Origin of the sequence: Bacillus sp. Nf3 (assembly GCF_003028545.1) — a bacterium.
Classification (GTDB): Bacteria; Bacillota; Bacilli; order Bacillales; family Bacillaceae; genus Bacillus; species Bacillus safensis.
This window is the reverse complement of the sequence record NZ_PYUA01000001.1, coordinates 528433-542540: the sequence shown is the minus strand read 5'-3', so window position 1 is coordinate 542540 and position 14108 is coordinate 528433. Positions and strand designations below refer to the sequence as shown.

Below are 14108 nucleotides of genomic sequence, written 5' to 3'. Positions count from 1 at the left end.
GCAATCATCCTTCCGCTTTTAGCTCTAGCAATAGATCTCTTAATTCTGCTGCTTTTTCAAAATCAAGCGCTTTTGCTGCATCTTTCATTTCCATCTCGACTTTTTCGATCACTTTTTCTCTTTCTTTTTTGCTCATTTTCGAAAGCTTTGGTGCTGCTTTTGTTTCGTATTCTTCCGAATCCTCATGTATCTTTGTTGCCTTAATAACATCTCGAATTTTCTTATGGATCGTTTGTGGGGTAATCCCAAATTTCTCGTTATATGCTTCTTGCTGTTCTCGTCTTCGCTTCGTTTCTTGAATCGCAATGTCCATCGATTTCGTCATATTGTCTGCATACATAATGACCCGACCTTCTGCATTTCTCGCTGCACGGCCAATCGTCTGGATGAGGGATCTTTCAGAGCGCAAAAAGCCTTCTTTATCCGCATCTAAAATGGCCACGAGCGACACCTCTGGAATATCCAGTCCTTCACGAAGAAGGTTGATTCCAACAAGCACATCATATTTACCGAGACGCAAATCACGGATAATCTCAATCCGCTCAAGGGTCTTAATTTCTGAATGCAGGTAATTTACCTTGATTCCGATTTCTTTTAAATAATCAGTAAGATCCTCAGACATTTTCTTCGTCAATGTGGTCACGAGCACACGCTCATTTTTCTCAATTCGTGCATGAATTTCTCCAATTAAGTCATCAATTTGTCCTTCAATTGGGCGGACTTCAATAATTGGATCAAGTAATCCTGTTGGACGGATAATTTGTTCCACAACCTCAGGCGTTTTCTCAAGCTCGTATGGACCAGGCGTTGCTGATACATGCACGATATGATTGATATGCTTTTCAAACTCATCAAAGGTGAGCGGTCTGTTATCAAGTGCTGATGGCAGGCGGAATCCGTGATCAACCAACACTTGCTTTCTCGCTTGGTCCCCGTTGTACATGGCACGGATTTGCGGAATCGTCACATGCGATTCATCGACAACAATCATAAAATCATCTGGGAAATAATCAAGCAGTGTGTAAGGTGTTGAACCAGGAGGACGCAAGGTCAGATGTCTTGAATAATTCTCGATTCCTGAACAAAAGCCCATCTCTCTCATCATCTCAAGGTCATATCTTGTCCGCTGCTCAAGGCGCTGCGCTTCAAGCAATTTTCCATTTTCGCGAAGCTTTTCGAGCTGTTCTTCTAGCTCTTGTTCAATATTGATAATTGCTTTTTCCATTTTTTCTTCTCTTGTGACGAAGTGAGATGCTGGGAAAATGGCCACATGATCACGATCACCAAGTATTTCTCCAGTCAACGCATCCACTTCACGAATACGTTCAATTTCATCACCGAAAAACTCCACTCTGATACAATGCTCATCTCGTGAAGCAGGAAAAATCTCAACGACATCTCCTCTGACTCGGAAGGTTCCGCGCTGAAAATCTATATCATTACGAGAATACTGAATATCCACCAGCTTACGAAGGAGCTGATTGCGTTCAATCTCCATTTCAGTGCGCAATGACAGCACAAGCTCTCTGTATTCCTCTGGCGAACCTAAGCCATAAATACAGGACACACTGGCAATGATGATGACATCCCTTCTCTCAAATAACGAGGACGTAGCCGAGTGTCTCAGCTTATCAATCTCATCATTGATACTGGCATCCTTCTCAATAAATGTATCGGTCTGAGGTACATATGCCTCTGGCTGATAATAATCATAGTAACTCACAAAATATTCAACAGCATTATTCGGGAAAAATTCCTTGAATTCGCTGTATAACTGACCGGCAAGTGTCTTATTATGCGCAATGACAAGCGTCGGTTTGTTCACTTCTTTGATCAGGTTGGAGACAGTAAAGGTCTTTCCCGTACCTGTAGCACCTAACAGCGTTTGATGCTGTTTCCCCTGATGGATCCCCTCAACAAGCTTTTCAATCGCCTTTGGCTGATCTCCTTGGGGCTGATAGTTAGAAACTAATTCAAAGCGGTCACTCACATCAAAGCCTCCGTTTCGTTACGAAAATCTATCTAATGAATATATTATCATAAAAGAACACAAAAATACGAACTAAAGTTCGGCTCTCACTTGATTTTTATTTCCAATACAGTCATACCCTCTCTCCCTTGGCAAATAACCCTCTTAAGAAAACCTTCCTTTCAGTATGGAACATTTTGGAGTGAGATATTCGATGAGCAGAAAAAGAAAGCTGTGCTTACTAGAAATCGTAAGCACAGCTCTTGTTTAAAACATGTCAGTTTTCAGCCATCATGCTCTTGATGGCGATGACATCATTGATTTTCTTCAGCTTTTTCTCTTTTTTCGATTTCTTTCTTAGCCATAAACAAAGCCCCAGCTACTAAAGAAATAATATCTAATCCCACAATAAAGTAGGTTTCTGTATAGCCCTTCATATACGAAGCAAATAAAAGCGCTGCTGTTAACGCAATGCCCACGTAATGATTGTAAGTAACCTTTGAAAATAAAATAACGAGCAAGAAAGGAAAAACTAGTGCAAATATGGCTTTTGTAATCACAAAAACCCTCCCTCTTCATGGTCTACTTCCTTGATTATAGTAAAGATTGGCATATTGAACAATTCACAGTTTTCAATTTCGCCGTTTTTCTTCATGTTCGGAGACTTTTGTTTTAGAAATAGAAGGAAATTAGTGAGATTGTCCCCTTTGTAAAGATAGGTCTTTCTGTCTTTGACAATAACATCCAATCAATCCTATGATTAAAATGATAGTGCGCACTATCATTTTAAATAATAGAGACACATACAAACCATTGGCTATTTGGATAAGGGGGCATTCCCATGTATTCAGTTTTATTTCATGCGGCTGAAGAATCCGCATCACTCGCAGGGGCAAAAGGCCTGAATTTAATCAAATTAAACAATCACGGCCTGCCAGTCCCAGATGGATTTATTATTAAAACCAACAGCTTTGAAAGCTTTCTTTCATATCACAATCTGCAGCCAGCAGAACAAAATCTTTCTCAAAAAATCAAAGAAGCATCGTTTCCTTCACAAATGGAAGCAGAGCTGCTTTCGTCCTTTCAATCATTGCGGAAGACTTATCCCTCAGTTGCAGTCCGCTCCTCTGCTGTTGCTGAAGATCTCGAAGGCGCCTCATTTGCAGGACAGTACGAGACCTATTTAAATATCAAATCAAATGAAGAATTTTTACTAGCTGTCAAAGAATGCTGGTCTTCTTATTTTGCAGCGAGAGTCACAGACTATAAGGAAGAGATGAATGAAAACGAGGAAGAGATGCCGCTTATGGCCGTTGTCGTTCAAGGATTGATCCATTCTGACGTTTCCGGTGTCATCTTTAGTGAGAATCCCATATCGGGAAAAACAAATGAAATGATGCTGACCGCAAGCTACGGATTGGGAGAAGCAATTGTCTCCGGTCTTGTGACACCAGACACGTTTATTGTAGATAAAGAGAACTTTTCGATTGAAAAAACACTTGGGGCGAAAGAGCTACAAATTGTTCCTTTCCAAAAGGGTGTCATCGAGGAACCAGTAGCGGAGGAAATGGCTGGCCAGTTTTGCCTAAACGATGATCAATTAATAGAAATCGCACAAATCACAAAACAAGTAGAAGAACTTTACGGACATGGAGTCGATATCGAATTTGGTATAGCAAATGGGTCGTTTTATTTACTTCAAGCAAGGCCGATTACCACAGCTCTCTCAAAATCAGCAAATGAAACAGCAGGTGCTTCTTTTCTCATGCAGCCAGAAGAGCTGCAAGATTTCTGGATTTCAATGGACGATCATATGCCTGGTCCAACAAGCCCTCTTTTCTCAAGCCTGATCATACCAGCCTTAAAAAGCGGGATGAAGAAAAATGGAGAAAAGTATCAAGTACCTGATATGAACATCAAAGATATTAAGCTTTACAGGGGACACCTATACTCTGCACCGGAAATGTCTCAAGCGGGAGAGACAGCTGCACCCGTTTTTAATGAAAGTATGTTTGAGTTATTTCCACATCTAAGTGAACGGATGTATAAGATTCTTGAAGAAAACTTCTTTCCATTTTACGAAAAACTCGATCGCCAAATAAATGAGCCTATGACCATTGAAAAAGCAATCGAAGGCTTTGAAGAATTAAAGGCTTTTTATATACGAGCATATGATGATCATTTTGATATCATCATGCCACAAGTCATTCTATCGTCCATAATCGAAGACATGCTTGTGACGTATACTGGTGATCAAACACAAGTCGTCTTGCTGCACGAAATGATGATAGGCGTGATGAACAAATCTCTTGAAATAGATAAGATGCTATCGGATATAGCAAAGGAAGTCCTTCAAGATCCAGAGCTTCATCAAGCATTTATTCAACATGAAAAGAACCCAGAGCTGTTGTATGCACTCAATCACTCGAAAAAAGGAAAACACTTCATTTCGAAATTAGAAGAATTTCTCCAGGTTTACGGCTGGCGACCTGTTAAAAGTCATGACTTTACGGAAGAAACATGGATAGAGAACCCTGAGTATATATTAGATATCATTAGAAATAACATTCAGACCCAATGTGATTTTGATGAAGAATTTGCAAAAGCAGTGATCAAAAGACAAGAAACGTATAAACATTTTATGAGTCAAGTGAAGGATGAGTCGTTTAAAACAAAATTTGAGACGCTGTATCAATTTGCCCTTCAAGCAGCGAATATCCGAGATGACCACCATTTCTACATTGATGCCATGTTAGATGCTAAAGCCCGGGTATATCTATTAAAAATTGGTGAACTTCTTACACAAAAAGGAGCAATTCCTCATCAAAATGATATATGGAATCTCTATGATGAAGAGGTATACAAAGCACTCACAACGTCTACCTCATTCGAATCGGTTGTCCAGCAAAGAAAAATAGAAATGAAAGAAAATGAAGACATTCAACTCCCAGCTTACACCGGCACACCAACTGAAGCTGAATTGCAGCAAGTGGAAAGAATGCTTGGTTCGTTAAGAGAAAACGAAAACAACACAAACGATGTGATCCATGGAATTGGCGCATCCAGTGGTATTGTTTCTGGAAGAGTAAAAGTCATTACATGCGCTGAAGAATTCTCGCAATTTCAAAAGGATGATATTTTAGTTTGCAAATCGACTACACCCTTATGGACGAGCTTATTTAGAGATGCAAAAGCAGTCATCACAGATGCTGGAGGCATTTTATCTCATTCAGCTATTATTGCTAGAGAGTATATGATGCCAGCTGTCTTAGGGACTAGAATAGCAACTGAAACACTCCAATCCGGTGACCTTGTGACAGTAGATGGCAGCAATGGACGCGTTCAGATATTAAATCAGCATTCACGTTCATGAACTAATCGTATTGGCGGTCATAGATTTTATCGGTATACTTACTTTGTTGCAAACACATTCATAACCTGAGGTGAGTATGCTTGTTAAAATCTACAAATCAACGAATCATTCGCGCAACAATGGATTTATTAACTGAAAAGGGCTATCAAAAAACAACAACCAAAGAAATAGCGGCAAAAGCGAATGTGAGTGAAGCAACTATTTTCCGCAACTTTAAAAACAAACGCGGCGTCATTGCTGCCATTATGAAGATGAAATCATTACCGACAAAAACCCTAGAAGCAGAATTTAAAGGCGATTTATACACCGATTTAAAGTTTCTCGGTACCTATTTCCTTGAAAATTTGACTTCCAAAAAAGAATTTATTTATATCAGCATGCGAGAACCGGATATGTTTAAGGATTTAACGAATCATGAAAAGTTATATCCTCAAGAACTGAGAGAAATGCTGATACAATATTTCAAAAAGATGGGTGCCAAGCATCGTGTATTAAAAGGAAAAGAAGACATTTATGCAGACATCTTCATTAGTACGTATTATGGATTTTTCATTCAGCAACTAGAGCAAGATTTCCAACTCGTGCTCACACAAAAAGAAGATTTTATTGAGACATGCACACACATTTTCATGAGAGGAATTTCTCCCGCTTAAAGGGTGAAATTCTTCTTTTTTACAAAAGGTGGTATACACATTGAAGTTAAACAAAGAGAGCCTCATCATCTATTCTTTGTTGCTTGGGGCTATACTAGTTCCAGTCAACTCAACGATGATCGCAGTTGCTCTATCATCCATATCAACGTATTATGATCAATCCCTTTCAAACATCACTTGGGTTGTCACAATTTATCTTATTGTCATGGCAGTCACTCAGCCTATCGCTGGTAAGTTAGGAGATATATACGGACACCGGCGAATGTATTTAATTGGGGTCATGCTCTTTTTAATTGGCTCGATTGGATGTGCTTTAGCACCAAATCTAGCTTTTCTCATCATTTTTCGTTCCATTCAAGCAGCTGGTGGTGCTATTTTAACACCGAATAGCATTGCATTGATTCGTGCAACAGTATCCCCCGAAAAACTGTCTAAAACAATGGGATACTTTGGTTTTGGAGCCGGTATTGGTGCCGCACTTGGACCTTTTATTGGTTCGATTCTTATTCAGAGTTTTGATTGGCACTCTATATTCCTTGTAAATATCCCATTCTTGTTCCTTACACTTGTTACCGGCGTATTACTCATTCCAAAAATAAACCATACACGCTTACAAGTAAATGTGGACATCATTGGTTCATTGTACTTAACCATCGGGATTGCCACACTCATTCTATGCACAAAAAGCCATTTGCTAAATGAATACTTGATCTATGGAATTCTAGCGTTGATCGTCATTCCATTATTCTTTATACATGTACGGAAAGTAAAGAATCCGATCATCGATTTATCGCTTTTTAAAAACAGTTCATTTACAAATGCTAACCTGTCGATCATGCTAAGTAATTTTGTCATGTATGCCATCCTTCTAATTATGCCGCTGTTTATGGAACAACAACTTTCACTGTCTCATACACAAAGCGGTATCATTCTATCAGTATTTTCTCTTTGCATGTCTATTAGCGGCTTGCTAGGGGCAAGACTCCATCCGAAAAAAGGCGCGAAAAAAATGATTGGTTTTTCATTTATCTGCCTCACTTTATCAGGGATCATGTTAATCACACTCAGTCAGTACCCTACCTTACCACTGCTAATCGTGACACTTATCGCAGGTGGAATTTCATCAGGGATTGGAATGACTAGTATGCAGATGGCTTCTTTAACGTCTGTTGATCAAAGTTTATCTGGTTCAGCATCTGGTATTTTCTCTACCTTTCGATATTTTGGCAGTATCATTTCGTCTACATTGATTGGGGTCATGAGTGGTTTTCAATCTTTATTTATTGTATTGATGGGTGCAGGCATTCTTGGTTTCTTTTTATCTCAACGTGTAAAAACAAAATCAACCTCCCCATCATCTGAACATTCCGCCTAATGGCTCCCTTGCTCTATGTCTATTTAGAGCGGGGGAGTTTTTCATCATTTGTATCACTGTAAGCTATCGCAAGTGCATCCATCAAATCCTGAAAATCATCTTTTAAAGAAGGAAAAATGGCATACGACCAGACAAAAAAGGAACTTCAGGTACAAATTGACTCCCCTCACTTCACCTAAAAACTCTTTTTCATTCTTTTCAGCATAAATAACTTCAATTTTTTTTCACAATTTTTGTGGTATGATTTTGAAAATAGAGAACGCAAAGGAGCGGAAGAATGGAACGTATGAAATATGTTTTAATCTGTTTATCAGCTCTACTTTTATTCTTGACAGGCTGTGGAAAAGAACAGCAATTTACACCGCCAGGCAGCTCTCAATCGATCGCTGTCATCTCTCAATTAAAAAAAGCCTCCTTTTCAATAGTTGATATACAAAAAAATAAAATGCTCTCTTCTGTGGATTTAAAACACCCACTTACTGATCTTATTCAAATCAATAAAGACATCATCATCGCTACAAGTAAAGAGGGAGAATCCCTTATCGAAATCAATCTAAAAAATGGGACAGCAACAGATTATATGAAGGTGGATAAAGGGCTTACTTCCCTTACATATGATGCAGCTTCTCATACATTAATTGCTGCAAATTCGCAGAAAAATGTCGTTTATTTTATTGATACGAAAAGGAAAAAAATAAAATCAACTGTGAAAACCGGAAAATTACCTTCTTCTATGACACTTTCTTCATCAGGTGTTTTATTTGTTTTAAATGCAGAAAGTCATACTGTCTCAGTCATAGATATTGAAAAGGAAAAAAATATACGTACGTTTTCTGTACTTGAACGGCCTTCTGGGATTCATTTTGATGGACAGTCCATTTGGATCGGCGGCCATGGTAAACAAGGTACCTTAAATAAAAGTATTCTTGCTTATGACCCTAAAACAGGCAAAAAACAGCGAGAAATAAAGCTAGGCGTTATGCCTGTTGCATTTTTTCCAGAGAAAAATTCTTCTACTTTATATGTACTATGTCATGGAGATCATACGCTATACAAAGTAGATACCAAAACAAATAAGCAGCTTGCTTCTGTTGAAACTGGTCAAAATCCGAATTATATCACCGCTGATACGACATCAATTTATGTGAGTAACTTGGATGACAACTCAGTATCCATCATCGATAAACACTCACTTATTATGAAAAATCAACTAAATGTCCCATCAGGACCTTATGCTATCGTGTTGGAGGAAAAGAAATGAAGGAACAAATGCGTATTTTAATCGTAGATGATGAGCTTGATATGCTTGAGTTAATCGGGTCTTTTTTAAAGAGACATGGCTTTCACATTACTACTGCGAATAATGGAAAAGATGCCTTGCATCAGCTTGAAAAGGAATCTATTGACCTTGTTGTATTAGATATCATGATGCCTGACATGGATGGATTTGAAGTCTGTCAGCGTATTCGACAAACATCTCAAATTCCAATTTTATTTTTAACAGCAAGGAGTTATGAGGAGGACCGAATTAGAGGACTTGAAATTGGAGCAGATGACTACATCATGAAACCTTTCAGTCTGCGTGAGCTTGCAGCAAGAATTGAAACAACCCTGAGACGAATTAGAGGTCTTTCGCTAAAGCGCAGCCGAATACAGATTGGTGACATGGAGATTGATCAAGATGGCAGACAAGTTTACCTCCATCAACAGCCCGTTAATTTAACAAGAAGAGAATTTGATTTGCTCATGTTTCTTTTGCTCAACCAAGGACATGTGTTTTCAAGAGAACACCTTTATCAAAAATTGTGGGAATCACATTCAACGAGCGGCTCTTTAAGAACAGTCGATACACATATCAAAACGCTGCGACTGAAATTAAAGGAAGCAGAACGATATATTAAAACCGTTTGGGGTGTCGGCTATAAGTTTGAGGAGGAAGAATGAAGCCATTATCGATTAAAAAGAAAGTACTCTTCTTAATCCTTGCAGTGATCGGAATCGTTGCAGCCTCAGCGCTTGCCCTTACTTTTTACTTATACCAGCATTTATATATTGATAAACAGATCGATTCCTTAAGTTTGCAAGGTAAGAAGCTGGCAGAAATCTATCACACACACGGGAAAGACAAGTATTTTACCGACAGAATGAAATGGGCAAATGACTCAAGTCAGGCGAACGTTATTTTTACAGATGATCCAATGGAACTTTCAAGTGGACTTCCTTTTGATACGGACACAAATGACAATCTCATTACGTTCAAGGAACGCCAAAAGCTCCTTCAAGGTGAAACCGTCGTGTTAATTAGAGAACACCCGAAGTTTCACCAAGATATTCTTGGCATCGCCATTCCTGTTTTCTCAAGCAATGATGATCTATCGGGAACTATTTTCCTCTCCATGCCCTTATCAGATGTATATGAACCCTTTGTCCAAATTAGATTAACGCTTGGTATATCCATCTTATTGATTCTGCTTCTGATATTCTTGATCGGATATAAGAGCTCCAATCAAATTGTGCAGACCATTAATAAAATGAAAGAAATTGCAATAGAAATGGAATCTGGTGATTTCTCAAAACGAATGGCCGTAACCAAAAAAGGAGATGAGTTAAACCAGCTTAGCCGCTCCTTTAATAAACTGTCTTCAACCCTCGAAAAAGTTGAACAGCACCGCAGAGAATTTCTTGCGAATGTCTCTCACGAACTTAGAACGCCTTTAAGTTATATGAAAGGCTATGCAGAAGGAATTGAAGAAGGGATCATTGATCAAAAGAAAGGGATGCAAATCATCCAAGATGAGGCCACACGTTTAAGCCGTCTTGTGCACGATCTTTTAGATCTTGCACAGTTAGAAGGAGACTCTTATCCACTAACGATGGAGCCAATTGTCTTTGCACAGCTGATCCACGATGTTCTTGATCAAATGGCATTCGTCGCTGACAAAAAAAGCATTACTTTCAAACGAACGCTTGAAGAGGATTGTATTGTTTATGGTGATAGCGACCGTCTCCAACAAGTGATACGTAATTTACTGGACAATGCCATTCATTACACGCCATCTGGGAAATCAATATCAATTGAATTACAAGCTCACCAAAGTGTTGCTCAATTGAGAGTGACCGACGAAGGCAATGGTATTCCAAAAGAAGATCTTCCACATGTTTCTGAGCGATTTTATCGTGTAAATAAAGCACGAACAAGAAAAGATGGCGGCTCTGGCCTTGGACTAGCCATTGTCTATCAAATCATCAAAAAACATCATGGGACATTCGACATTCAATCTGAGCCTGGCTTTGGTACAACAGCCATCATTCAACTTCCCAATGCTCCATTCAATGAGAGCTCACCTACTCTATAGCTACTCACATATTTTACTCTCATTGGAATCACTACTTTATCTGATAAATTCAGTATCCATAGGACTTTCTACAACTTGAACAGCTCTTTTCATCAAGAGCTGTTTTTATTTCTAAAAAAATAAAAAAATGGCCTTTTTTTATTAACATTTTATTCATATTTGCTTGTTACACTTTTTTCAAGTGAAGAAAAAGGAGTGACATGCTTTTGATCAGACGTTTTCAGAAATTTGATATTTATTTATTTTTCATATTGATCTTATCTGCCATCTTAAACATTTATAACATTTGGGAAGATGATACGGTGAATGCGTATTATACTGCGGCTGTCACAAGTATGATGCAAAGCTGGCATAATTTCTTCTTTGTGTCATTTGATCCAGCAGGATATGTCACGGTGGATAAACCCCCGCTCACCTTCTGGCTGCAAACGATCAGTGCCAAAATTTTTGGTCTCCATGGATGGAGCGTCATCTTGCCTCAAGCTTTAGCAGGCATTGGATCTGTTTATCTGATCTATCGTCTTGTCAAACCAACTTTTGGTCAAACAGCGGCAAGATTAGCGGCACTTATCATGGCGTGTACACCTATTGCGGTTGCTGTATCTCGCACAAATAATATTGACAGCTTACTTGTCTTTATACTTTTACTAGCAACAGGAATGATGTTCAAGGCTGTAAAACAGCAAAAGGTTCTTTGGGCGATTGTTTCGTTTGCGATGATTGGCGTCGGCTTTAATACAAAAATGCTACAAGCCTATATGATCGTACCAGCACTCATTCTTTTTTACATCATTGCCTACAGAACGACATGGAAGAAAAAGTTGTTATCACTGATGATTTCAATGATTGTTCTTTTAGGTGTGTCTGCTTCTTGGTCTATAGCGGTTGATCTCACTTATAAAGACAATCGCCCTTATATGGGATCAAGTCAATCGAACTCAGCACTAGAATTAGCCTTTGGTTACAACGGTCTTCAGCGGTTGACTGGTCAACAGTCTGGCGGGGGAGGCGGCTCAAATCAGGATGAGGGACAGCCCCCTTCACAGCAGGGTGATCAGCAAAATGACAATGATTCATCCACCATGCCTCAGCCGCCATCTAATGGAAATCAAAACAACTCAGACAATTCAAACCAATCATCCAGTCAGGAACAGCCTTCAATGCAAGGACCCCCAAGCAGTGCAAACGGCACAACACCACCTGATATGCCATTTGGCGGTAATGGTGATGGACCGCCAAATGGCGTGGGCGGAAAAATGGGAAATGGGTCCGGCATGTTTGGTACAGGAACCAAGGGACCGCTACGTTTATTCCAATCTGAACTATCCGATCAAATCAGCTGGCTGCTTCCATTTGCAATCTTCGGTGCGATTGGTATCTTCTTCTCGACTGCCTTTGAAAGAAGACGTCTCAATACAAAACAAAAAGAAACTCTATTTTGGTTAGCTTGGCTTATACCTGTTGCTGCATTTTTCAGTGTAGCAAGATTTTTCCATCATTATTATTTGATCATGCTGGCACCGCCAATTGCTGTTTTAGCAGGAGCCGGATGGGTTTCTATGACACAATTATTTCAAACAGGAACTGGGTTTAAAAAATGGCTGCTTCCAATTGCGATATTCGTTACAACAGCATTTGAAATCTTTATCCTATCCACTTTTACAAGCGCGATCGCTCTTGGACTAAGCATTGCAGTCGGTATCATTGGTGTTGGAACAATCCTTTCTCTACTTTTGATAAAAGGAAAAGAAAAACGAAAACAATTCGTGTCTCTCATCGCCATCCTTTGCATGCTGATTGCACCACTATACTGGGCAAGCACACCTCTTCTTTATGGAGGAAACAGTATGCTTCCAGAGGCTGGTCCTCAGCTTGCCACTTCAAGTGGCAGCATGAGTTCACAAGTCAATGAAAAGTTGATCAGCTATCTTGAGAAAAACAATACGGGAGAAGAATTCCTATTCGGAACAACAGATGCAACCACTGCTTCACCTTACATTATTAAAACAGGAAAAGCTGTTATGGCATTAGGTGGATTTAGTGGATCTGATAACATTCTCACGCTTAGTGAATTCAAACAGCTCGTCAAAGACGGCAAAATCAAATATTTCTCTCTTACTGGTATGAGAGGCGGGAGTTCTGACATTCTAACTTGGATTCAAAAAAATGGAAAAGAAGTATCTGCTTCTAAATGGCAGAACAGCTCTACATCCAAAACGAACCAGCAAACAGACAGCCAACAATCAGAACAAAATGATCAGTCAAATGGACGAATGGGCGGAATGGAGAGCGGCACTCTTTATGAACTATCCGTTGATTAATTCATCTATTAAAAGGGAGGAACGATGACTGATGGAAAAGAATATACAATATTCTATTGTAGTCCCAGTCTATAATGAAGAACTTGTGATCCATGAATCCTATCAGCGACTGAAAACAGTCATGGATTCGACGGGAGAAGCATACGAGCTTCTCTTCGTCAATGACGGTAGTATGGATCGAACAGCTGAACTAATTAAAGGGTATTCCCAAAACGATCCGAATGTAAGACTCATTGATTTCTCACGTAACTTCGGACACCAAATTGCAATTACAGCTGGGATGGATTATGCAAAGGGAGACGCTGTCATCGTGATAGATGCAGACCTACAAGATCCGCCTGAATTGATATTAGAGATGATCGCAAAATGGAAAGAAGGCTATGAAGTCGTATACGCCGTGCGCACCAAACGAAAAGGCGAAACTTTTTTCAAAAAGCAAACCGCTTCCCTTTTCTATCGCGTTTTACGTCAGATCACCGAAGTAGATATCCCAATTGACACCGGTGACTTCAGGTTAATAGATCGTAGAGTGTGCCATGAAATGAGAAAAATACGAGAAAAAAATCCATTTGTTCGCGGCCTAGTCAGCTGGGTAGGTTTCAAACAAATTGCAGTAGAGTACGTTCGAGATGAACGTCTAGCAGGAGAAACAAAATATCCGCTCAAAAAGATGCTTAAGCTCTCGATGGATGGAATCACTTCCTTTTCCTATAAACCTTTGAAGCTAGCGAGTTTAGCAGGAATTGCCCTTTCCGCTATCGGATTCATTTCAATGTTTCTTGTACTTTACTTAAAGCTTTTTACAAACAGCACCATTACAGGATGGAGTTCATTAATTGTCATACAGCTGTTCTTTAGCGGCATTATCCTCTTTATGCTGGGAATGATTGGGGAATACATCGGCCGAATCTACGACGAGGCAAAAGATCGACCACTTTACATCATAAGAGAGAGTTACGGGCTTCAATCAAAGCCACATCCTGTTCAACCCCCTGTTCATTTCAAGCAATACAAACAGCATTAAAAAAGCGTGTGAGACCTCTTTCAAGGTCCCGCACGCT

10 protein-coding genes are annotated in these 14108 nt (G+C 39.4%); 8 read left to right on the top strand and 2 right to left on the bottom strand.

Annotated features, from left to right (window positions below; all coding sequences use genetic code 11):
* Positions 1–4 precede the first annotated feature (4 nt).
* Entirely contained in the window at positions 5–1990 is a 1986-nt protein-coding gene (gene uvrB, locus C9414_RS02655; protein WP_039181713.1) for an excinuclease ABC subunit UvrB, read from the bottom strand.
* Between the two features lie 293 nt (positions 1991–2283).
* Positions 2284–2529 carry a CsbA family protein gene (locus C9414_RS02650; RefSeq protein WP_024426229.1) on the bottom strand — a complete coding sequence of 82 codons (246 nt, stop codon included), beginning with the start codon at positions 2527–2529 and terminating at the stop codon, positions 2284–2286.
* Positions 2530–2810: 281 nt separating this feature from the next.
* On the opposite strand from C9414_RS02650, the gene C9414_RS02640 reads away from it, so the two are divergent.
* The 8 genes from C9414_RS02640 to C9414_RS02605 all read left to right on the top strand — a co-directional run bounded on the left by C9414_RS02640 (position 2811) and on the right by C9414_RS02605 (position 14071).
* Positions 2811–5342, top strand: coding sequence for a PEP/pyruvate-binding domain-containing protein (locus C9414_RS02640; protein ID WP_107163011.1), 2532 nt, complete (start codon positions 2811–2813; stop codon positions 5340–5342).
* A gap of 80 nt (positions 5343–5422) precedes the next feature.
* On the top strand, positions 5423–5995 hold the full coding sequence (locus tag C9414_RS02635) for a TetR/AcrR family transcriptional regulator (protein WP_107163010.1): 573 nt from the start codon (positions 5423–5425) through the stop codon (positions 5993–5995).
* Positions 5996–6035: 40 nt separating this feature from the next.
* Positions 6036–7370, top strand: coding sequence for an MFS transporter (locus C9414_RS02630; protein WP_107163009.1), 1335 nt, complete (start codon positions 6036–6038; stop codon positions 7368–7370).
* A 277-nt stretch (positions 7371–7647) separates the two neighbouring features.
* Positions 7648–8631, top strand: coding sequence for a YncE family protein (locus C9414_RS02625; protein ID WP_107163008.1), 984 nt, complete (start codon positions 7648–7650; stop codon positions 8629–8631).
* Entirely contained in the window at positions 8628–9314 is a 687-nt protein-coding gene (locus tag C9414_RS02620) for a response regulator transcription factor (protein ID WP_107163007.1), read from the top strand. Before C9414_RS02625 ends, C9414_RS02620 begins: the two co-directional genes overlap by 4 nt.
* On the top strand, positions 9311–10726 hold the full coding sequence (locus tag C9414_RS02615; RefSeq protein ID WP_047201856.1) for a HAMP domain-containing sensor histidine kinase: 1416 nt from the start codon (positions 9311–9313) through the stop codon (positions 10724–10726). The genes C9414_RS02620 and C9414_RS02615 overlap by 4 nt, the downstream gene beginning before the upstream one ends.
* 206 nt (positions 10727–10932) lie before the next feature.
* Positions 10933–13047, top strand: a complete 2115-nt coding sequence (locus C9414_RS02610) for an ArnT family glycosyltransferase (protein ID WP_107163006.1) — start codon at positions 10933–10935, stop codon at positions 13045–13047.
* A gap of 31 nt (positions 13048–13078) precedes the next feature.
* Positions 13079–14071, top strand: a complete 993-nt coding sequence (locus C9414_RS02605; protein WP_107163005.1) for a glycosyltransferase family 2 protein — start codon at positions 13079–13081, stop codon at positions 14069–14071.
* Positions 14072–14108 lie beyond the last annotated feature (37 nt).